Annotated in this window: 19 protein-coding genes and 2 pseudogenes; 9 read left to right on the top strand and 12 right to left on the bottom strand. The window is 58.2% G+C overall.

What is annotated here, in order from left to right:
* Window positions 1-109 precede the first annotated feature (109 nt).
* The 5 genes from FXV83_RS21435 to FXV83_RS21415 all read right to left on the bottom strand — a co-directional run bounded on the left by FXV83_RS21435 (window position 110) and on the right by FXV83_RS21415 (window position 5,372).
* Window positions 110-1,288, bottom strand: coding sequence for an amidohydrolase family protein (locus tag FXV83_RS21435; RefSeq protein WP_148741382.1), 1,179 nt, complete (start codon window positions 1,286-1,288; stop codon window positions 110-112).
* Window positions 1,289-1,330: 42 nt separating this feature from the next.
* Window positions 1,331-2,173: a class I SAM-dependent methyltransferase gene (locus tag FXV83_RS21430; protein WP_148741381.1), complete on the bottom strand. Its 843-nt coding sequence runs from the start codon at window positions 2,171-2,173 to the stop codon at window positions 1,331-1,333.
* Window positions 2,174-2,191: 18 nt separating this feature from the next.
* On the bottom strand, window positions 2,192-3,370 hold the full coding sequence (locus tag FXV83_RS21425) for an aminotransferase-like domain-containing protein (protein ID WP_148741380.1): 1,179 nt from the start codon (window positions 3,368-3,370) through the stop codon (window positions 2,192-2,194).
* Window positions 3,367-4,008, bottom strand: a complete 642-nt coding sequence (locus tag FXV83_RS21420) for a CDP-alcohol phosphatidyltransferase family protein (RefSeq protein WP_148741379.1) — start codon at window positions 4,006-4,008, stop codon at window positions 3,367-3,369. The genes FXV83_RS21425 and FXV83_RS21420 overlap by 4 nt, the downstream gene beginning before the upstream one ends.
* A gap of 155 nt (window positions 4,009-4,163) precedes the next feature.
* Complete coding sequence (locus FXV83_RS21415; RefSeq protein ID WP_148741378.1) at window positions 4,164-5,372, bottom strand: pyridoxal phosphate-dependent aminotransferase; 1,209 nt, start codon at window positions 5,370-5,372, stop codon at window positions 4,164-4,166.
* 873 nt (window positions 5,373-6,245) lie between these two features.
* On the opposite strand from FXV83_RS21415, the gene FXV83_RS21410 reads away from it, so the two are divergent.
* The 3 genes from FXV83_RS21410 (at window position 6,246) to FXV83_RS21400 (ending at window position 9,980) form a co-directional block, all read left to right on the top strand.
* Entirely contained in the window at window positions 6,246-7,058 is an 813-nt protein-coding gene (locus FXV83_RS21410) for a class I SAM-dependent methyltransferase (RefSeq protein ID WP_148741377.1), read from the top strand.
* A 343-nt stretch (window positions 7,059-7,401) separates the two neighbouring features.
* Entirely contained in the window at window positions 7,402-8,331 is a 930-nt protein-coding gene (locus FXV83_RS21405) for a TauD/TfdA dioxygenase family protein (RefSeq protein ID WP_148741376.1), read from the top strand.
* A 335-nt stretch (window positions 8,332-8,666) separates the two neighbouring features.
* Window positions 8,667-9,980 carry an aminotransferase class V-fold PLP-dependent enzyme gene (locus tag FXV83_RS21400; RefSeq protein ID WP_148741375.1) on the top strand — a complete coding sequence of 438 codons (1,314 nt, stop codon included), beginning with the start codon at window positions 8,667-8,669 and terminating at the stop codon, window positions 9,978-9,980.
* A gap of 2,000 nt (window positions 9,981-11,980) precedes the next feature.
* Here FXV83_RS21400 and FXV83_RS21395 read toward each other — a convergent pair.
* The 5 genes and pseudogenes from FXV83_RS21395 to FXV83_RS21375 form a co-directional block, all read right to left on the bottom strand.
* Window positions 11,981-13,093: an NAD(P)/FAD-dependent oxidoreductase gene (locus FXV83_RS21395; RefSeq protein ID WP_148741374.1), complete on the bottom strand. Its 1,113-nt coding sequence runs from the start codon at window positions 13,091-13,093 to the stop codon at window positions 11,981-11,983.
* Between the two features lie 341 nt (window positions 13,094-13,434).
* Complete coding sequence (locus FXV83_RS21390; RefSeq protein ID WP_148741373.1) at window positions 13,435-13,932, bottom strand: isocitrate lyase/phosphoenolpyruvate mutase family protein; 498 nt, start codon at window positions 13,930-13,932, stop codon at window positions 13,435-13,437.
* A 264-nt stretch (window positions 13,933-14,196) separates the two neighbouring features.
* Complete coding sequence (locus FXV83_RS21385) at window positions 14,197-14,409, bottom strand: transposase domain-containing protein (protein ID WP_187436055.1); 213 nt, start codon at window positions 14,407-14,409, stop codon at window positions 14,197-14,199.
* A gap of 217 nt (window positions 14,410-14,626) precedes the next feature.
* On the bottom strand, window positions 14,627-15,061 hold the full coding sequence (locus tag FXV83_RS21380) for a transposase (RefSeq protein ID WP_347341074.1): 435 nt from the start codon (window positions 15,059-15,061) through the stop codon (window positions 14,627-14,629).
* A gap of 49 nt (window positions 15,062-15,110) precedes the next feature.
* Window positions 15,111-15,492 (bottom strand): annotated as a pseudogene (locus FXV83_RS21375) (isocitrate lyase/phosphoenolpyruvate mutase family protein); the annotation flags it as partial.
* A gap of 120 nt (window positions 15,493-15,612) precedes the next feature.
* On the opposite strand from FXV83_RS21375, the pseudogene FXV83_RS21370 reads away from it, so the two are divergent.
* The 6 genes and pseudogenes from FXV83_RS21370 to FXV83_RS21350 form a co-directional block, all read left to right on the top strand.
* A pseudogene (locus tag FXV83_RS21370) lies at window positions 15,613-15,744 on the top strand (IS5/IS1182 family transposase); the annotation flags it as partial.
* A 42-nt stretch (window positions 15,745-15,786) separates the two neighbouring features.
* Window positions 15,787-16,053, top strand: a complete 267-nt coding sequence (locus tag FXV83_RS21365) for a helix-turn-helix domain-containing protein (RefSeq protein WP_347341075.1) — start codon at window positions 15,787-15,789, stop codon at window positions 16,051-16,053.
* 71 nt (window positions 16,054-16,124) lie between these two features.
* Entirely contained in the window at window positions 16,125-16,838 is a 714-nt protein-coding gene (locus tag FXV83_RS21360; RefSeq protein WP_235939970.1) for a Fic family protein, read from the top strand.
* A gap of 85 nt (window positions 16,839-16,923) precedes the next feature.
* Window positions 16,924-17,127 (top strand): hypothetical protein, encoded by a 204-nt coding sequence (locus FXV83_RS21355; RefSeq protein ID WP_148741371.1) that lies wholly within the window; start codon window positions 16,924-16,926, stop codon window positions 17,125-17,127.
* Complete coding sequence (locus FXV83_RS43510) at window positions 17,128-17,415, top strand: hypothetical protein (RefSeq protein WP_210250742.1); 288 nt, start codon at window positions 17,128-17,130, stop codon at window positions 17,413-17,415.
* Window positions 17,416-17,488: 73 nt separating this feature from the next.
* A complete protein-coding gene (locus tag FXV83_RS21350; RefSeq protein ID WP_187436056.1) occupies window positions 17,489-17,926 on the top strand; it encodes a hypothetical protein in 438 nt (145 codons plus the stop codon).
* A gap of 179 nt (window positions 17,927-18,105) precedes the next feature.
* Here the strand turns inward: FXV83_RS21350 and FXV83_RS44155 are convergent, their stop codons facing one another.
* On the bottom strand, window positions 18,106-18,300 hold the full coding sequence (locus FXV83_RS44155) for a hypothetical protein (protein ID WP_148741369.1): 195 nt from the start codon (window positions 18,298-18,300) through the stop codon (window positions 18,106-18,108).
* A gap of 7 nt (window positions 18,301-18,307) precedes the next feature.
* Window positions 18,308-19,792: an outer membrane beta-barrel protein gene (locus FXV83_RS21340; RefSeq protein ID WP_148741368.1), complete on the bottom strand. Its 1,485-nt coding sequence runs from the start codon at window positions 19,790-19,792 to the stop codon at window positions 18,308-18,310.
* Window positions 19,793-20,124 lie beyond the last annotated feature (332 nt).

Genomic DNA, 20,124 nt, shown 5'->3' with positions numbered 1-20,124 from the left:
GGGAGCTCATACCGGTTACCATCTAGCGATATGCCAGTATTCGTGGCGACTAGGTGGAAATCGAGCATTTCACCGCGCCACAATGTAAACAAACCTATCTGCCCCTGAACTATACAGGCAGCATTGCAGGATCTATTAAGCGCCCAGATTTAACGACGAGCTCGACTTCGCCGAGTGCCGCGATGTTGGATATGGGGTCAGCGTCGAGAACGACGAGATCGGCCACTCTTTCCGCAGCAATGCTTCCCACCTGATCATCGATACCTAATAGCATGGCGGCATTCCGGGTAATGGCTTCGATGCACTGCATCGGGGGCATTCCCCATTCCTGCATCGTCCTGCATTCATCGAGCAAGTTGCCTAGACTATCCGAACCAAAAGCAACCGTCACGCCTGCCTCAAGGGCATGTCGAAAGCCTACTTTGTGTTGTTCCACAATCTTGACGCTGTGACGCATGATGTCTTGACCTCGGCCCCAGTCATTTCGCAATTCCTTATAGCCACTAAGGGTAGGTACCAGACCCACGCCTCTTTTAGCCATTTTCCTTGCGGTAGAAGCGCTGAGGAATACGCCGTGTTCGATGGTGTCAGCTCCAGCCTCGACCGCGTTCGCGATCGCTTCGTCGCAGAGCGCGTGTGCCATGCATCTGCGGCTGTGGTGGTGTGCAAGATCGAAAGCGGCTCTCATCGTTGCAACATCCATATTGACCGTGCTCAATGGCTTAGCTTCGGCGTGACCCCATTCGATGCTAGCCATACACTTGATGAAGTCAGCGCCGCGCTTAATCATCGCTCCGGCGGCTTTCTTCGCCTCAAGAGGTGTGTCCACCTCGACAAAGATCTCGTGCGCGTAGCCCGCTGTTTCGGTAAGACCTTGAGCGGCGGCGAGAATGCGAGGCGTGACGATATCGGACCTTGTAATCGCAGACTTGAGCGACAGGGACAATCCTCTAGGGGCGCCTGCGTCGCGAACTGTTGTTATGCCCTCTCGTAAGTTGACCAGTGCGTTTTGGATGCCGCGCGTGACCATTAGCGCATCATCGACAGCCGCCCGATCCGTGCGCGAGCCCCGAAGCCGTTTTGTTGTTAGGTGGTCGTGAGCATTGATGAATCCCGGCAAAAGATACTTCCCGGCCAGGTCTATAACTTTCGCTTCGGCCCGATCGGCTAGCTCACCTGCAGAGCCGACAGCAATTATGCGATCGGCCTCCACAACGACCTCGGCATTCGCAATTGGCCTGCCTCCACGGCCATCGATTAATGTTGCGCCACTCAATACCAAACGCATTCTGATCCTCACCGTCCACAGACGGGACAGCTTCCCTACACCCTAGGCGCGACGTGCTGTGATGATTTCGGCCTCGTAGGGCATTTCAACAAGCGCATTGCTGTCGCGGTGCTGTTCGAAGAGCGTGTCGAGAGCCGCAAAGATCACATCCTCCCCCACGTGTCTGATCGCCTTCTGCACGATTGTGAATGACCGCGCACGATGCTGAAAGGTCTCGCGGTCGATCAGCCCAGTAAACACGAAAGTGTCTCGCCTCACGTCCGTCAGGTCAGCTTCGGCTCCTAACTCGACCGCAATATCAATCTCTGAGTAGCCGCCCTCAGGTCTAGAATGCCGATGCCGCCGGTAACCGGGAAGTGCGGCCTCGATGACCGAGAGAAAGCTATCCGCAAAGGCATTGCCCTTGTCGTAAGGCTGATACTGAACGATCGCGAACACGCCCGCAGGCGCCAGGACACGCTGCGCCTCCCGATAGAACGCCGAACGATTGAAGCGATGCACTGCGCTAGCAGCTGTCACCAATTGAGCAGAACCGTCTGCGGCTAGGAGATGTTCCGCGACCCCATCCGCGTAGTGCACAATCACGTCGGTTGCCGTTTGAGTTTCAGCATGCCGCCGCATATCTTCATTCGGCTCAACCGCGACGATTTGGAAGCTCGAGCCGAAAACCGCGGCAAGACTGCGCGTGAACAGCCCGGTCCCGGCGCCGACCTCGATGATGTGACCACCCTTGCAATCACGGAGCATGAACCTCAGTTGTTCTGCAATGCGCCGTGGGTACTCCGGACGAAACCGATAAAAATGGCCGAGACCATCAAAATCGTCCCAGGGCCTGTCAATCTGGCTCGACGCAGGTTGACTCGTTGCCGTGACTCGCATGGACATGTTATTCTCTCCAAGACGCTAGGCGTCGGTCAATCGGTACTTGTTGTACTCTGCAGCGATGATTGTGAGGGCCTTCTCGAGGATTGAATCGTCCGATGGGTTGCCGAGGCCGAACCGAATCGCTCGGGGCGGCTTCGCCTCGCCGATCACGAAGCCATCGCTTGTCGAAACAAGCACACCAGCTTGTTCAAGCCGCGTAGCTAGATCGGTACTCGTAACGTTCGGCGGCGCGGGCATCCAGACATGGAGACCCCCGTCCCCGAGCCGGTGATTGATCTTTGTCAGATGTTGGCGGACTAAAGTATGCCGCTCGCCCGTTGCACTGCGAACAGCGTCGAGAATCGTTCCGATCGATCCAGTCTCAATCAATTCTGTGGCGAGTGCAGCGCTGAGCGGCGCCGTCATCCAGAAGGTCGCCCGCACTCCCGGCCAAAAGAGGGCCGCCGCCGCCTCCTTTGATGGGGCAACGACATAGGCCACCTTCATTCCCGGCGCGACACTCTTGGCTAAGCCGAGCAGATACCAAGAAAGTTCTGGCGCAAGGGCAGAAAGCGGCGGTGGCGCATTTCTGGGAATAAGGCTGTAGATGTCATCCTCGATGATAGAGACGCCGAACTCTCTGGCAATCGCGACGACTTCCTTGCGTCGTTCCACGGACATGGTGACGGTGGTCGGGTTTTGAAGTGTGGCGAGAGGGTAAAGCGCTTTCGGACGATGCGTCTGGCACACCGTTCGAAATGCGTCCGGGATCATGCCGTCGTCATCCATTCGGACCGGCGCCAGCCTTACACCGTAACGAGCTGCAAAACCTTTGATCGGCGGATAGGTTAGCTCGTCAACCGCCAGCGTCCCGCCTGCGCCGACGAGGCCGGGAATGAGCATGTTCAGAGTACTTTGGGTGCTGCTTGTCAGAACAACACGCGCTTCGTCGGGTCGGTAACCCAGGCGCGAGGCGCAGAATTCAGCGCCGGCTCGCCGGTCGGGTTCGGTTCCGCACCAACGATGATGTCCGATAATTTCGCTGAGAGCCCCCTTTTCCAGAATGTTGCTCGTTGCGGTGCTGAGGACCGGATCAAAGACATGTGCTACTGGCGGCGGCGGATTTAACCTAAGTGCGATCGGCTTTTTAAGACGTTCGTCAAACTGGGTCTGAAGTGAGGCTTTCACGGCAGGTGCTGCTGCAAACGCATTATTCATTGGGGACCTCCTAGACGATTCGCTTCCATAAAAGTGATGGCCATTAGAGCCAACGACACCGCAATCGCTACGGCCGTGGCGATCGGAACGCCTAGGCCTCGGATTGCCGGGACCTTCACGAAATCGGATACGTGGAGGACCGCAAGGACTGAAAAAAGGAGGGCCAACGCCGTTTCGAACGTCCCCCCGGACATTAGCGGTCGGAGCAACAACATCACGGCAAGTAATGGAGTATCATACGAAACTGGAATCCCGATAAAACGAGCGTCAGCCGTTAGGCCGACGTTCTCGAAATAGCTCAGCCTGATCGCACCCGACAAAACCAGGAGCAGACTGGCGAAAAACGACAGCGCCGAACCTCGACCAACAAGCATAATGATGGCGGCCGGGAACAAGATGCCATGAATGAAGTCGGCAAAGCCATCGAAGCTCTTGCCGAATTCCGCTACACCTGGACGGCGAAGATGGCTGGTCTTGCGGGCAACATGCCCGTCCCAATGATCCAGAAACCAAGTCCAGAGCATCGCCGCAACGCCGAGCTCTATCTTGCCGTTTAAGGCCAGGAACAGCCCGATGACTGCAAACAGATAGGCGACAGCCGTGATGGCATTTGCATAATCATGCAGATACCCGAGCATCACGTTGCTCCTTCTGCTCTTAGCGAGTGGGCAGTTGTAACGCGAAGCGCACGGCCCATCGGCAATGCGGAAATCTCTCCGCCAGCGCAGATCTTGGTACCGTCGGGAATCAGCAAGTATCCTGTAATCCGCATTTCAAGACCTTCTGGTGAGGTTCAGGCCGCTGCTTGCCTGGTCTTCAGGCTGTTCAATGTCTCGACGACGCGTCTCAGTCCCGACTCCATCAGGTCTGGCGGAGCACCGAAGGAGAGACGCAGGCCGTTCACGTCGCCAAACGTTGTGCCGGCGACGCATGCCACATCGGCTTCGTCTAGAAGCAATCGTGCAATATCGTCGGCGGATCGTACGCAACTGTTAGCCGGCAGACCAGCGACAAATCTGCTGAGATCCAGATAGAAGAAGAATGAGCCGTTTGCGCCCGGCGTGGCCACGTCGTGCAGACCAGACAGAATGAGAAGACCAGCGTTGCGAGCCAGGGACAGGCGCTGATGCATCGCCCGTTCAAAGCTACCGTCACCGAATTGAAGGTGACGCAGGATCGCGTGTTGCGCGATCACATTCGGATTGGATGTCGTGTGGCTTTGCAGTTTCTTGACCGCGGAAACGATCTCCGGAGGGGCTAAGAAATAGCCTAGACGCCAACCGGTGATCGCCAATTCCTTGGAGAAGGCGTTGACTAGGATCGTCCGTGAACGCACGCCGGGATGCGCCATGACGATCGACTGATGGCGCGCGCCGGTGAATACGAAGCTGGAGTAGCATTCGTCCGAAACGATCCAGAGCTGGTAGTTGATTGCGAGATCACCGATGGCCTGGAGAGTTGTTCGATCATAGACTGCGCCGGTCGGATTGTTCGGCGAGTTGATGATAATGGCCTTGGTGCGAGGCGTGACGGCGGCGCGGATTGCAGTGATCTCTGGGACATATGTCGGAGGACGAGCCTCAACGAACACGGGCTTTGCACCGGCCAGAAGAACCTGAGCCGGGAATGTCGGCCAACAGGGGCGAATGATGATGACTTCGTCAGCTGGATCGAACACGGCCAGGGCAGCGTCGAGCAGTCCTTGCTTTGCACCCGCAGTGATAACGATCTCATCCGTATTCCAGTCGATTCCTGTGTCCGCCGACATTTTTTCGGCGATAGCCTTGCGAAGCGACGTTAGCCCAATGGAATCGGTATAGCGGTTCGTCCCGGCGTTGATGGCAGCAATCGCTCCTTCGCGCACAGATGTTGGTGGCTCGATGATGACTTCGCCGGCGGCCAGGTCAATTAACCGACGGCCTGCTGCGGCAGCCATCTCGGCGGCCTCACGGGCAGCGGCAGTGCCCGAATCTGGAACTAAATTTACCCGTTGCGCCAACATGCCAGTCAGCTCCGGAGCTGATTGTGGAGCTTGTGAGGGTGCTCGGAACCGTTTGGCCGCCGCTAAGCTATCTGCTTCTCTCTTATCCGTCTGGGCGAACTCGTCGAATGCCGAAGCAGATCTGAGTGAGCACTGTTGTAAGCGGCCAGGCAGCGCATCGGCCAGGTTCCTTAGTGAGCACAGATCCTGGTTGATGCTGCGTGCCGAATTCCGAAGGTGTGACTTGCTCACGTTCATAGAGAATGATTGCCATGTGTCGGTTCTTTCGATCAACTGTTAACGTCGGTAGTTGACCGGAGTGCCAATTTTGTAAGTCCCTATTGGATTGATGCAGGGCTTGTTTGCTAACGATCGACGTGATCGTCCTGGCATCACATCTAGGCGTTCTCCCGAGGATGCACGCATCGTCGAGCGCTAATCGGGTGAGCGTGTTTCACCTGTGAACTCTGAGAGATCCGCATCGCTGGCGCGGCCAAGTTCTCACCGAAGATGCACCGAGCAAAGGGCATCCCGCGTTACATCGTGTCGTTCGTGATCTATGTCAACTGATGTCGCCGTTGGCACATAAGGTTCTGTCGGATCTCTGACGCATGTCGCGAGTGCTTCGATACGCTTAACACGTCGCAATCGATCGCCTACCTTCTTAAGCCCATGGTTCGACGTGGAATCTTCGCGAGCGACATGATTGGTATGACGCTTGCTATGTCTCAGCTTAGGTCCTCGTAGCTTCTGTCGGATTCGGGTAACCATACTTTCGCTCGCGGTCCCTTGAGAACAACCTGTGTCCGAGCAATTCGGCCGGCATGCTCTTCGGTCTCGTGCCGGCAGACCGGCCGTAGCCATCCAACGGTGACTCTGAATGAAGAGGTCGTCATGAATATCCCCGTAACATGGCAGCTCTTTGATGGCTGCGCGGTCGGCTACGATGAGTATAGACCTGGGTATCCTCAGGGCGTCTTTGGCATTCTCTCACGCTATCATGTGGCACCTGGGCCGATCCGCTCAGCTGTAGATGTTGGCGCTGGAACGGGCATCTTCAGTCGGCAGCTCATACAAGCGGTGCCAAGCATCGAGAAGTTGACCTGCATTGACGCGAACTCAGATATGGCAGCTATCGCCAAAGAGCGTTCGGCCAGCTTTGGTGGACTCGACGTGCAGGTGGGGGTTGCCGAGAAACTTCCACTGCCGGATCGTTCATGCGACCTTGTAGCAGCAGCAACATCTGCCAACTGGTTCGATAGGCCACTGTTCTACCAAGAGTCTGCCCGGGTGCTGAAGCCTTCTGGAACGTTGCTGCTGCTGCAGAACAACCACCGGTACTGGGAGAGCGCATTCCTAGATAATTTCTACAGCTTTCAAGAGCGCCATATCCCTGAATATCGTCGTGGGCAGTATTCGGATTCCTTGGGAGGCTACGGGAAAGCTGATTTTGAGACGGAACTCCGTTCGCATTCGGATCTAATAGCGGTAGAGCGACATAACGTAGAATGGCGTCAGACGGTTAGCGCCAATCAGTTTCGGGGCTACTGTTATTCCATGTCGCATATAAAAAAGGCGATCGACCGGTCTGGCGCTGCCGTGATCGCGCGGGAGATCGATGCGCTTCTGGAGCGTCACCAAGACTCGTCAGGCGATGTGGCGGTTGAATGGCTTACCGACATAGTCTTGTGTAGAGCTAGGCCTTAGAGGAGCCGACTGAGCGCCAAGTTCCGTCTAGAAACTCTCTGCGCAGCCTTCGAAGATGTTCGATGCGTTGCCCAGCGGCTTGGCCGCGTCATGAGCGGGAATTATGTTATCGGCGACAATACAGAGCGACATCTCGGCTTGTCGGCCGGTTTTCGCGATCGGCGCGGCGCTTATTAGAAATTGGGCCGCAACAGGAGCTCACGCATGAAAGCTAGCGCCGTCGTCACCTACCATCCGCCGCATCCAGGCTCTTTCTGCGTCCGCAATCTGACATTGAGCTGAACGTGTCGTAGCTGAATAATTTTGCCTGGAGACGGAAACCCTAATCTTGGAGAAATGCGGCATGAGTAACTCGGCCATGATTGATAATGTCATTCCGCCTGCGGACGTCGTCAAACGCGCAGCGCGCATCGGCGCCGAAATCCGAAATATCAAGCTGTCGGGCGATTTGCCGGACCAGACGATCGCTGCGATCAATAGCGTGCTGCTCGAGCGGAAAGTCATCTTCTTCCGCGACCAAGATCATCTCGACGACACGCAGCAGGAGCGCTTTGCTCTTCGTTTGGGAAAGCTTGTGCCGCATCCGACGCTCGGTGCCACCAACGGAACGGGATCTATTCTCGAGCTTGATTCTGCCCGCGGCGGTGGCCGGGCCGACATCTGGCACACCGATATGACCTTCGTCGATGCCTACCCCAAGATTTCGGTGCTGCGAGGAGTTGTGATCCCACCATTTGGCGGCGATACGGTTTGGTCAAACACCGCGGCCGCTTATCTCGACCTGCCGCCGCCGCTGCAGCGGCTTGCCAACGAGCTCTGGGCCGTTCACAGCAACGCCTACGACTATGCCGTAAAGACCCGCGCCAGCGAGGCCGACAAGAAGTATCATGACGAGGTCTTCACGCGAACGATCTATGAAACCGAGCATCCCGTTGTGCGTGTTCACCCCGAGACAGGCGAGCGCACGCTGGTGCTAGGCGATTCGGTGCTGCGTTTTGTTGATATCCCGAAATACGATGGCCAGAGGCTGTTCGATCTCTTCCAGTCGCATATCGTGGCGCCCGAAAACACCATGCGCTGGAACTGGAAGGAGGGCGATGTCGCGATCTGGGACAACCGCGCTACGCAACATTATCCCGTCAATGATTACGGCGAGCAGCATCGTGTCGTTCGTCGCGCGACCATTGATGGCGACGTGCCTGTCAGCGTCGATGGCCGACACAGCGTGATGCGCATCAAGGCAACCAGGCAGCCGCCCACGAGAGTCGCCTAGCTGGCGCGCCTCAACGGCGCGTTCCCAACCGGCGACTGATCGGCGGCTTTGACTGCAACTGTGATGACAGCGATACCAATTTGGAGCGGATTGCGTCAGGAGCGGTGTGGTCACATGTAGATGCAGTCGCCATATGCGACGTGCTCTTCGGCTGCGGGAAGTGATCGGAGCCTGATTCTATCCACGTTGGCGAGGTTCCAGAACAAGGCCACTAGGGGCATTTTACGAGTGCGTCAAACTGCAGAGTCCGCAGCGGGGACGATGCATGTTGCTGGACCGTCACGACGCCGTCAATCCGCTCCGTTGAGCGTTGCTCTGCTTAGTCTGGAGGTGAGATGCATCTGATCAAGACATTTTCGTCCCAGCGCTGGTCGATGCTTAAAAGGCTCGCGGTCGCGCCCTTCATGTCGACAACGGCGATGTCGGCAGAGAGCTTGCCGAAGCTCCCGAGCGGGTCGGCGGCTGCGATCTTCGCCGACAAGACCTATTGGGGTGCCGTACGCGGGCTTTATGCTGTGACGCCGGAGGTGGCCAATCTTGAGAACGGGTATTGGGGCATCATGGCCGAGCCGGTGCGGCGTGAGTTCATCCGTCAAACCGATATGGTCAACTACGAGAATACCTGCTACGTCCGGCAGCGCTCGGCAGCGGATTTCGAAGGCGTGCGCACCAACGTGGCGGCAGCCGTGGGTGCTGCGGTCGAAGAGATCGCGCTCACGCGTGGTGCGACCGAGGCGCTGCAGCTTCTTATCGGCGGCTACAACAGGTTGAAGCCCGGTGACGCCGTGCTTTACGCCGATCTCGACTACGATTCGATGCAATATGCGATGAACGCGCTCAAGGCGCGCCGCGGCGTCGACGTCGTCAAGTTCAACGTGCCGGAGCCTGCGACCCGGCAGGGCGTGCTGGACGCCTACGCCCGCGCATTCGAGGTAACGCCGAAGGCGCGAGTCCTACTGCTCACCCATGTTAGCAATCGGACGGGCCTCGTCATGCCAGTCGCCGAAATTGTCCGCATGGCAAAGGCCAGGAGCATCGATACCATCGTCGACGCGGCCCATTCGTGGGGGCAGCTTGATTTCAAGGTAAGTGAGCTTGCGGCCGATTTCGTCGGCTTCAACCTGCACAAGTGGATCGGCGCGCCGCTCGGGGTCGGCTTCCTCTACATCAGGAAGGAGCGCCTCGCCGACATCGACCGCGACATGGGCGATGAGGACTTCCCGGAGACCGAGATCCGCTCGCGGGTACACACCGGCACGCTCAATTTCGCCGCTGTGCTGACGGTCCCTGCGGCGGTTGCGCTGCACCAGCAGATCGGCGCAGTCGCGAAGCAGGCGCGGCTGCGCTATCTGCGCGACTATTGGGTGCGCCGTGTCCGGGCGTTCAAGGACGTCGAGATCCTAACGCCGGACGAGGTCGGCCTCTACGGCGCCATTACGTCCTTCCGTGTTGCCGGCAAGACGAGCAAGGCCGACAATGAGGCCATAGTGGCGGAGCTCAGGGATAGCTACAAGGTGCTCACCGTGCGCCGGGCGGGTGTAGCCAAGGGGCAATGCATCCGCGTGACGCCGGCGCTCTATACCCAGGAGGCGGATCTCGACCGTCTAGTCGATGCACTCGCGGTCGTGACCGGCACGAAGGCGGGCTGAGGCGCGTCGGTCCTTGAATAGGGCTGCCGCGTCATGGCCGGGAGGAGCTTGGTGAGGCTGAAACGACCGGGCCATTGTCCACGCCGAGTTGAAGCAACTCCAACAGCGGCTCGCCGGCACCAGCAGGGCTCGAGACGGAATATCATCTCGCCCGCGCACTCGTCGTGTGTGCTCCGCGCGAGAAATCCCAACGCGTATAAAAACGGAACCGCAGCTTGATGATCATGAGTATACGTATGAACCCAGAGCCTCTTGGTCGGGCACCTTGAGACATGTTCTTGTGACCGCCGAGAGGGCGGTCTTACGTTCGATGAAGTTGACTTAATGGTTTCCGTACGCGCCAATATTCGCCATCGTACCTTTCCACCGGCAACTACAATCTTTTGGCCCGTTCGTCGCGGTCTATCCTTCGAAACTCACGCTCGCGGCGCTCGAATTGGGTTAGCTCGTCATTCGCAGCTCGCATGAACTCAGCGTGCGACGTGCGGGCACTTTGAGTGTGGGTGGCCATGCTCGTCTCCTGACAATTTGGTCAAAAACGTAAGCTTGAAACGCCGGCGAGTGACCCCAAAACTTACATCATCTGAGCACGCAGCGAAAATCGCAATGAATTGGGTGAAACCACCGTAAATAAAACGCACCACAAACACCGAACCGAAGCACAACAAATCAACAACTTAGCGGCTCTGACGTCGTAACCTGGGCAGCGGCCCGGCGCTTGATGAGGCCCCAGATGTGTCCGAACGGACCAAACACCGATGCACGCGCCGGCCGGCCTGGGCGGATTGGATCGAATTGCGGATCGTGGCCGGCGGCTGTCGCCACGCACATCGCCACATCCAGGTCCGCCGCGGTGAGCGGCACGATCGCGCTCACCGCGCCAGCGGTTCTTGGAAAAAAAGGCGCACCGCGCCGAGGGTCTCGCTCGCGCTTGGGACTCCCCGCCGCGCCCCTTCAAAGCCCGGGGGACCAAGCTCTGTCGGCGGCGGCCTGTCACGATTGACTCGAAGATCCTGTTCACGGTGCCGTCGTTGATCCCAAGTCCCGGAAAGCTTCTATCGCGGTCAATGAGAACAGCCAGTTCGGTCAAGCCTATGGTGCGCCCGACCACGTCAACGATGTCAACGAGTTGGCTCCATGAGGCTTGGTTAGGAACTCGGTAGCCGAGAGAACAGGCAAGTGACCGACCAGCCCGTGAAATTGTTTAATGCGGAGGCGTTGCACTCTGGAAACTTACTCACCGAAGAGGGGGCTGGGCACGCGGAGCCGCTGCTCCAGGACAGCGTATCGCCGCCACCTGATGCGGACGCACGGACGGAACATCTAGATGCTCTCCTTGCTGGTCAGGCCCGATGATGGCGTTGGACGGAACGTGCCCATGCGAGCTTACGCTTCACTACACGGGGCAGGAGGCAGACGGCTCGGGCTGCTGCTGTCGAACCAAGTCATTCGTCGCTTTCTCCTGAAGGTCTACCTCGCTGTCAGCCGTTCCCGGCAGATCGAGAAGCCAGCGCCGATTCCCTCGTTAAACGAGATCCCCGTCTGCGCGCATTGTGGCGGCACCACGCGGGACATCGACGTTGGTCGGCGAACCTGCCAGCGGGACATTCGTTGTGATACGTCATGACCAGCGCGCGCACCGTCTATCCCTTCTGTGATCACCCTTCTCGGCTACAATTCCGATGTTGCCGTCTCCGCGCTCGTCAGCGCAAAGTCGTTCGGCGGCACATTCAGCGGTTCTGCGCAGCAAATCGCTCGCTGAATCGGACCTTTACCCGATCAATGATCAATGGTTCATTCACATCCGACGAATGACTCGCCGATGCGCGGCGACGGCAGGCGAGCCTTCCGCAACCGCACTGGCTGCCCTACCCCATAGCGCCCACCATTTCGCAGCTTCGTTCAATCCGTGCTTTTATGAGGTCGGACGCACGACAGAGCACGCGTCTCGCGCCGCGACCGCTTGCCCATTGGATGCTTTCAACGATTAAGGGCAGGACCTACTGGATTCTTGGCATTCTGTTTTGATCTATCGGCAGATTGAAGCGCTCGGGTCGAAAGGCGCCAAGCACATCACATGATTCTTCCCTTGCAATTTCCGTGGAGAGAAGTAGCGCGATATATGGGGCAAGCGTGACGCCTGCGTGCGTAACCGCAATGAATATCTGCTCTTGACCAGGTAGTCGCCCGACAATCGGGTAGCCATCTTTGGGAACGGGGCGGGTCCCTCTTTGCGGGGCAACGGAGTCCCCAAAGGAGGGTTCTTTGAGCTCGTCCCTTACTAACGAGACATTCTCTCCGGCAGCCGTGATACCAGGGTCCCCGACGCCCATGGGATCGTCGGCATTGCCGACGATGAGAGAGGAAGGCCCGTTTGCCCGGAAATGAATATGATTAGCAAAGACAACGTGCTCGATCGGAGGGCCGAAATACTGTATTCGCGTAAGTACGTCGGGTGACTCATGAACCAATGGCGCGCACGCGAGATCTTCAAGCAGAGCGTTGATTCCGATGCCGCTGGCCAGCACCACTGCGTCGACAAGATAGCAAGTACGATTAGTCCAGACCACGGCGCCTTGGTTGAGAGGCTCTATCCTTGTGCATTTTTCAGCGACGCAGTGGGCGAGCCCGGTAGCGACGGCAGCGTCGATCATGCGCCTTGTGAAGTGAACAGAATCGAGCCATCCCTCTTGAGGAACCCGTACAATAACTTCGGGAGGCCCAACGATGCTCAGATTGGGCTCAAGCTTCAATGCATCATTTCGTGAAAGGTACTCAACGCGCCTTCCTAGTCCCTCGGCCACGCCGGCGGCCTGAAGCAGTTTCTTAGCTTGCGTGGATTCGGTTGACCAACGCAAGGTTCCCTTTGCTCTAATGGTGTCTGCCAGACCAATTCGGCGTGCAAGTGCCACGTGGTAGCCAAGGGCTTCGGACCTGAACTGCATATAGTCCGACGTCCCCCCAGCGAAGAAATTTAAGCAGGCGAAACTTGATCCGGTTGCCCCAGAGCCGGGGGCGGCGCCTTCAAACAACAGTACCGTCATTTCCTTCGCGGCGAAATGAAGTGCGAGCGACGCGCCCATAATCCCGGCTCCGATAACCGCGACCAACATCAATTCCTCCCTCAGCCAGCCGGACACTTGTCGCAGGAGAAGCTATTGGCAACGAGGGTCTTCGCCACGGTCGTGATCGCTCGCTCTATTTTGTCGAGAGGCATTGGACGGCCAATGCACAATCGGACCGCTTCCGGAGCTTCCTCGGTTGAGACAGAGAGATTCCCACTCTGCAAAATTATGACGCCTGCCGAGTCGTCGGCAGCCACGTAAACCCTCCTGGTCCAGTATGATAGTTGGGGCAGCCAGGTGTGGATGGCTTGGGGATGCACTTGATGGCTGATCCTCTCAAGGGTCTGTGCCGCTATCTCCGGCAAAGGGTGGTCCCACGTGAATGGTTTCTAGGATTCTTGCCGAAGCATCATTGATCCAATGTTCCGACAACCGCTATTCTTCTGCTCGCGGCTGGCCGGAGATTTCAACGATCGGCGACGGGATGGCACTCGCCAAGGAGTGAGCTCGGAAACGACTGTTACCGACCGCGATGCGTTAGCGACACGCTGACGGAGCTCGCGTGCCAAGATGGGCGCGTTGTCGAAGTCAATGAGCACAGGCAGTTCAGTCGATTTTGCGATGCGCTCGGCCACGTCAGCGAGTTGGCTCCATGAAGCTTCGTTGGCGTTGCGAGCGCCAAGAGAGCAGGCAAGTGACCGGTCCGACGCGCAGAGGCCTTTGAAGCCTGCGCGCTTGGCGGTCGCACCGAGGTGCGCATCCTGCGCTTCCATGAGGACGGAGAGGTCATGGCTGGAGCAAACCTGAGCGCGATGCATTTCTGCAGGCGACACATCAGTGCGTTGATCAGGGCCGCTGGCGAGAGCAAATTGTGGTTGATGTTCCATGCCGAACACCTGCAGGTAACGCTTGATTGATCCGACGTTTGTCAACTGTTCAGTGACATGCGTCTTTGATCCAGATCAACTACTAACGTTGATAGTGGGCGCAAGTTGTTGCGTTCCGGTATCGCGATCGCAGAATCGAGCATCAATTCTCGATACGGAAGTTCTGCGATGGGAATCAGCTAACTTTCAGCGCCTCGTCGCCGCATCTTGTTGAAGTGGCACCAGTTTCGATATCAACACCCTGTTGATGTCAGTTATTCTTAGTCACGTAATTCGCTTAAAAGGCGCGCTCAACCGTAAGCGCTTAGCCGCAACCCTATTGATGCTGGCTTGACGCTTTTGCGGAATCGCCATGGCACGAGGCTGTCGATTTTGCTTTTGGGGATAGGCCACAATGATCACCTTGAGTGTTTCGGCGATGTAGGCGACCGTGTTGACTCCGTTGAGCTTACAGGTCGCCACGATGGATGCGAGCAAGGCTCAGTTTTCAGCTCCGACCTCATGACCGGCGATTCCGTCCGCTTTCTGGGTCGACTTGAGACAAACGCGGTTTAGCAGTTTGCAGAAAAACCATGAAGTGGAGAGGTTTCTTATTCTGGCCGGTCATTGTGGGGGCGGCACGGCGGATTTGGATATAATTTTCTTGTCCGGTGTTGGGTGTACGCTGACGCGCGGTGGCTAAGCGGCAAAGAGTTTAGGGATGCGAATCAAGGTTATAGGCGATCAGATTGAGCATGAAGTCGGCGGCGACGCAGCCGATGCCGCGATGTTTGGTCTTGCGCATGGTCCCGTGCTGCTTGCCCCAACCAAAGATGCACTCGACCATCGCTCGTCGCGATTGCGACATGCCGTACCCCGGATGCCGCGTGGTTCGTTCGTCGATGGCGCTGTTGCGGGTCTTGCCGGCTTTGGTGACGGCCTGGTTCTGCGTCACATGTGGTGTCACGTTGATGGCGCGAAGATTGGCGACATGATCGGCGGTATCGTAGGCCTTGTCCTCACCGACCGTGATGCGGCCACCGGCAGCTTTGCTCTTGGCTTTAAGCATGATCTCCGAGGCGCGACGCTCGGCGGTGCCGTTGGCGTGCGTGACCATGCCAGCCACCGCCAGCCCATGCCGGTTCTCCATGGTGGCGTGGCCCATATAGCAAAGCTTGGCCTCCCGCCCGGCTGCCTTGCGATACAGCCTGCTGTGCGGCGCTCCGTCGCGAGTGAATGAGGATCGCATCGGCTCCCGCGTCGGCATAAGCGTGAGCGCGCAAAATTGCCTCGTCCATTCCATGGCCGCCGATCAGCGCTTCGATCCGGGGCTACAAGGACGAAGTCTTCCGCAATTGCATCCTTCACTGCCCGCAGACGGCCGGAGAACTCGTCGATGTCGGCGAGGGGATGCTCATCGCCAATAAGCGAGTTCGTCTTCGGAAAACAGCTGTCCTCCAGCGCGACACCAGCAGCGCCAAGGTGATGAAGTTTGCGTGCCAGAAGACGCGCATTGTTGAAATTCCCGAAGCCGCCATCGCCGTCAACCAGGACAGGCAGTTGGGTTGAGTCCACGCGTCTCCGCCGAGTGAAGCCGTCGAAACACATGCTCGGTGATAAGGCTTGCGACCGCGCCGAACTGCATCGGCGTGGGACCAAATCGGTCATTCCAAACCGCAGCATCGCACGCAACCTTTGCGCTTTAGCAAACGCCTCTATCGAGAACGCCATCTTATTGTGAACGCCTTTAGCCGCCTGAAGGACTTTCGGCGCATCGCCACGCGATACGACAGGCTGGCGCGAAACTTCCTTGCCTTTGTTTGTCTCGCCGCCGCTCTGGTTATAGCCAGTGGTTTGACGGCCCGGCCGAATGACATGCTTTGGCGCATGAAAGCTCGCGCGCTTGTGGCCAGAAATGTGCGTCGGATCCGCGTGGAGCGCGGTATTTCGCAAGAGAAATTGGCTTACGAGGCCGGGGTTGACCGCTCCTACCTGGGTTGTCTTGAGCGGCAATCGAAAAACCCGACAATTGATCTTCTCAGCCGCATCGCCGAAACGCTGGACGTTCAGTTGTCCGAGTTCTTTGTTCGGCCTTCCAAACGTGCGGGCCAAACGTGCGGGGATTCCCAAGACTTTGCCTAAAGGTCGCAAGCCAGCGCGTCCACGTCGTGGGAAGGAATAACTATCATACGTCGGTGGGAGACTGTGGTTTGTTGAGTGCCACAAGCAAAGCGATCGCGCGGCTCCAGCGCGCGTCCCAAACGTTTTCCGAGCGGCAGGCAGGCTGCGTTACATCGCCGGGTATCGAACGCTCCGCCTTCCATCCGCTGGAGGTGCCGCAGCTCATTGAGGAAAGCTTCGATCAGATACTGGCAACCGCTGCCGCGATCAGCGACCCCTTCGAACAAGCGTTCTTCGTGATGGTGCAGCTTCCATACCTGCAGCCCTTCGACGACGTGAACAAGCGCGTGTCGCGCCTCGCCGCCAACATCCCGCTCATCAAGCGCAACCTAGCGCCGCTGTCGTTCGCCGATGTGCCCCGGCAGATCTATACGGAAGCCGTGCTCGGTGTTTACGAGTTGAAGAAAATCGACCTTCTCAAGGACGTCTTCATCTGGGCCTATGGGCGCTCGGCCGCTCGCTACGCCGCCGTTCGCCAATCCCTCGGCGAACCCGATCCCTTCCGACTTCGCTACCGCGAACAGTTTCGCGAGCTCATCGCCGAACTTGTCCGCGCGCGCGTGGGTTGGAGTGACGTCGCAGCAAGAATAGCAGCTTGGTCGGAGAAAGAGATCGTCCCCGACGACCGCGAGCATTTCGCCGAAATCGTCGAAGCCGAACTGATAGGCCTGCATGAAGGCAATTTCGCTCGCTATCGAATCCGTCCCTCGGAATTCGCCTGGCGACAAGTCTGGGAGGCCAGATGACCGATACCGCACCGTCAGCCAAACCGCCGGCCGCTGCGATCTACGCTCTCACCATAGACCGCTTTCGCGGCATCACCTCTCTCAAGTGGAAGCCGTCGCGCGGCGTGATGTCATTCTCGGTGGCGGCGACGTCGGCAAGACCGCGATCCTCGAAGCCATCGCGCTTCTCTTCAGCCCCGTCAATCCGACGACTCTCTCCGAACCCGACTATCACGACCGAGATATCGAAGCCGGGTTCTCCATCGAGGCTGTTCTGTGCCTGCCCGTCGGTGCCGGAATGAGCAGCTAGATGAAACCCTCTTGCCCTTGGGAATGGACCGGCGAAGATACAGCCGTTCCTGCCCTCGAACACGACGGCAAGGTCGCGGGCGAACCGGTCTACCGTGTTCGTGTTCGTGGCACCGAAGACCTCGAACTCGCCTATGAGATCGTCCAGCCTGACGGCTCTGCGGATAGCTTTCCCGTCGCGCTGCGACGCGCGATCGGCCTCGTCCGCTTGCCCCGACGGTCGGTCAAAATCCCCCGGGTGAGGTCACCTCAAACTCCCCCACCTGATTCCGCCTGGCTGGGCGGCTGATCGGCCGCAAAGCGCGCAGCAGGACGTTTATTTTCGCCCCCTTTAGGGAAGAGGGGACCGGGAGTTGAGCGTCTTGAAGCCGCATCTGCAAAGCGCCGTATTTACGTTAATTGAGCGCCAGACGAGCCAACGAGAGATCCAGCGGCTGACGGGGATCGACCGGCGAAGAAGCGCGCGACAGCATCGACTTGTCAGCTTCCACGCCGTGCGTGCCAAGCAGACGCTCGGCGATCGCATCGAGCGTCAGATCGTTCTCATTGCGCCGCAGTTCCGGGAGCCAATCCCTGTGCGGCCTCAGCACGGAACGCCGGTCCCGCCGGTTGGCAAAGGCGTCGTGCGGTGCGTCACCTCGAACGCGCTCACCCAACGAATCGCACTCGCGATCCCGACCCGGAAAATCCGAGCCGCCTTAGTTCCGCGAAAGACCGTCCTCAACAACAGCCTTGATCACCCGAATCCGAAGCGTCTGCATGCGCCATCCTTGCCGGCCTCCTCCCGGCCACAAGGATGAATCACGCTTCGCTCACTTTGAGACTCGCCTGCGATGCAATTCGAACCGAACCCGCTCTAGGCATGCGGTGGGGATGATGATTGTCGACATCCTTCTCGCGTTCTATCTGCTCGGCCGGTCGACCTTTTTCGCGGTGGCTGCTCTTCCGGAGTCTGGAGCCTGGCTACGGTTGAGCCGTTTCAATTGAACTTATAGGAGGCCTGTAAGAACGTACCCCAGCGCTCCATACTGTACTTCTCACTACCAAGCTCATCAACACTGATCGGGTCCGGGCCGCAGCCGGTACATGTCGTATCGCTGTGCTTTTTGGTCCACATTGCCCAATAGCGGCCACCGACGCCGACGCTGAAGTTGCTGGTAACGAGATAAGACAACACGCCCTCAAGCTGGACCCCCCCCGCCTCCATCCCCGCGTTGATCATCGAAGGTGGTCGTTTTGCGCAAGAGATGATTGTCACGACCCCTGAAACCGGTCCAAGGCAGGTAAGCGGCGTCGCCGCTTAAGCGCCAACGCTCGGTGAGCATGGTTTCGGCGCTTAGGCCGACACGAGGCGCATTCCACTGAGTATCCTGGCTGCCGACGACCCTGTCGTCACCCGGTGCCAAGCTTGGCATCATGGGGTTAGCGATCTGCACGTCTCCTAGCGAGTCCGACTTTTGGCCGTAATAGGTCCAACCGATAAATCCGCCGACCTTGTAGTTGGTGCCGCGCAGGAAGTCGTAACCCGCATCGGCCGTGTAGTACGTGAAGTTTCCGTTTGCCTGGCCTGATACTGAGTTGACGTAGGAGAGGTCAACGCCCCAATCTTCGTCATTCATGTTTCCTTTGTTGAAGCGCCCGAGGCCAATATTGCCCTTCAGGAATATTCCCCACGGGCTGTCAACACGGCCAAATAGTTCTCCCGAAAGTCCGTCTAGTCCGTGATAAGTGAGCCTCGATATGAGAATGCTTGGGTCTATGCCGTGGTCCCACTGGAATCTTCCCCGGCTGAGCCAGAGCCGCGATCCGCCTTCGACTGACCAACCGGCCGTGTACGCAATCGGCGGCACGCTGCTGGGTTCTTTTGCATACAGCGGCGCATCGAACCATTGCGAGGCGCGCGGGTCGGCGCCAAAGTGGTAGTTCAACCCGACCTTTCCAATGTGGTAGTTGCTCGATAGGCTGGTTGTGTTCGCCGGAAGAATGGCAAACGGCGGATCCTGCACGGTCGGAGGGGTCGCGACACTCGGGCCGCCGAAATGCAGATAATCATACTCAAATTTGACGGACCATGCAGGCGTAAGCGCTTGCTCGACGCCCAGCCCGATGACCTCACCGACGCGACCATAGTCGAAATGAGTTTTCTCCTGTGGCCACTGATCAAACTCGTTGTTATTGGCGACGTCGCCCCGATTGTTTTGCCAAGCTACGCCTCCCTTGAGGTAGGCCAGCGTGTGGCCTTGCGCGCCAAACGCATAACCTACGCGACCGGTCCCGCTGACAAAGACGTTTGGACTTGCCTTGCAGTTTGCGCTCACAATCCTGCCGGAGGCGGCGAGGCAGGTATTTGTGCCGTCGGAGGCAGCACCGCTGGCATCCAGTTCGACGCCAACGACCCAGCTGCTCATCTGCCAGTTGTAGCCGGTCTGACCACCTGCCAGAAACGAAGGGGTATCGACCACGCCCCCATAGATTGACGGACCGTAGGGATTGCTGAAGGAGGTCCGGCCGTACCCACCGCCGACGTGCCCGCCAATATATCCTCCGGACCAGCTCCACACCGCTGCCGGTAGCCTCACTGCAGGCTCCAAGTCCGCCGAATGGACTGCACCGCTTGGGAGGAGCGCAATTGTTGTGGCTGCCCAAAAAAGAACTCCAGATCGCATCAAAGACTCCTTTGCATTGTCCCGGTCCACAACCGAGCGCCTTAAGTTATCGCCGCACAGCAAACCCAGACGCTACCGGCAATGCGCGCCGAGTCCGCCTCGAAGATGACCACACCGCGATTGGTGATGACGCCGTGAACGAAGCAAGCCGCGAGCCGAGCCGAATTGCAGGGTCTTGGTCTTCGGGCACTTCGTACGAGGGGTAGCGTCAAGACTCCAGATCGCATCATGACTTCAGAACGACTACGCAGCACTGTTAGGATGACAGCTACTCACGCAATCACTGCCCACCGAAGGACCAACTGAACAATATCGGCGGACGTGCCGGCTCC

Source organism: Bradyrhizobium hipponense, assembly GCF_008123965.1.
Classification (GTDB): domain Bacteria; phylum Pseudomonadota; class Alphaproteobacteria; order Rhizobiales; family Xanthobacteraceae; genus Bradyrhizobium; species Bradyrhizobium hipponense.
The sequence above is the reverse complement of the archived record's forward strand: the minus strand, read 5'-3'. Positions and strand labels throughout refer to the sequence as shown.

Excerpts from the sequence above, each read along its gene's own strand:
- FXV83_RS43510 (WP_210250742.1), top strand. The coding sequence starts at position 17,128 with ATGAAACCCTCTTGCCCTTGGGAATGGACCGGCGAAGATACAGCCGTT.
- FXV83_RS21420 (WP_148741379.1), bottom strand. The coding sequence starts at position 4,008 with ATGCTCGGGTATCTGCATGATTATGCAAATGCCATCACGGCTGTCGCC.
- FXV83_RS21365 (WP_347341075.1), top strand. The coding sequence starts at position 15,787 with ATGCTTTGGCGCATGAAAGCTCGCGCGCTTGTGGCCAGAAATGTGCGT.
- FXV83_RS21400 (WP_148741375.1), top strand. The coding sequence starts at position 8,667 with ATGCATCTGATCAAGACATTTTCGTCCCAGCGCTGGTCGATGCTTAAA.
- FXV83_RS21425 (WP_148741380.1), bottom strand. The coding sequence starts at position 3,370 with ATGAATAATGCGTTTGCAGCAGCACCTGCCGTGAAAGCCTCACTTCAG.
- FXV83_RS21430 (WP_148741381.1), bottom strand. The coding sequence starts at position 2,173 with ATGTCCATGCGAGTCACGGCAACGAGTCAACCTGCGTCGAGCCAGATT.
- FXV83_RS21410 (WP_148741377.1), top strand. The coding sequence starts at position 6,246 with ATGAATATCCCCGTAACATGGCAGCTCTTTGATGGCTGCGCGGTCGGC.
- FXV83_RS21395 (WP_148741374.1), bottom strand. The coding sequence starts at position 13,093 with ATGTTGGTCGCGGTTATCGGAGCCGGGATTATGGGCGCGTCGCTCGCA.
- FXV83_RS21390 (WP_148741373.1), bottom strand. The coding sequence starts at position 13,932 with ATGGAACATCAACCACAATTTGCTCTCGCCAGCGGCCCTGATCAACGC.
- FXV83_RS21380 (WP_347341074.1), bottom strand. The coding sequence starts at position 15,061 with ATGGAGAACCGGCATGGGCTGGCGGTGGCTGGCATGGTCACGCACGCC.
- FXV83_RS21405 (WP_148741376.1), top strand. The coding sequence starts at position 7,402 with ATGAGTAACTCGGCCATGATTGATAATGTCATTCCGCCTGCGGACGTC.
- FXV83_RS21415 (WP_148741378.1), bottom strand. The coding sequence starts at position 5,372 with ATGTTGGCGCAACGGGTAAATTTAGTTCCAGATTCGGGCACTGCCGCT.
- FXV83_RS21340 (WP_148741368.1), bottom strand. The coding sequence starts at position 19,792 with ATGCGATCTGGAGTTCTTTTTTGGGCAGCCACAACAATTGCGCTCCTC.
- FXV83_RS21435 (WP_148741382.1), bottom strand. The coding sequence starts at position 1,288 with ATGCGTTTGGTATTGAGTGGCGCAACATTAATCGATGGCCGTGGAGGC.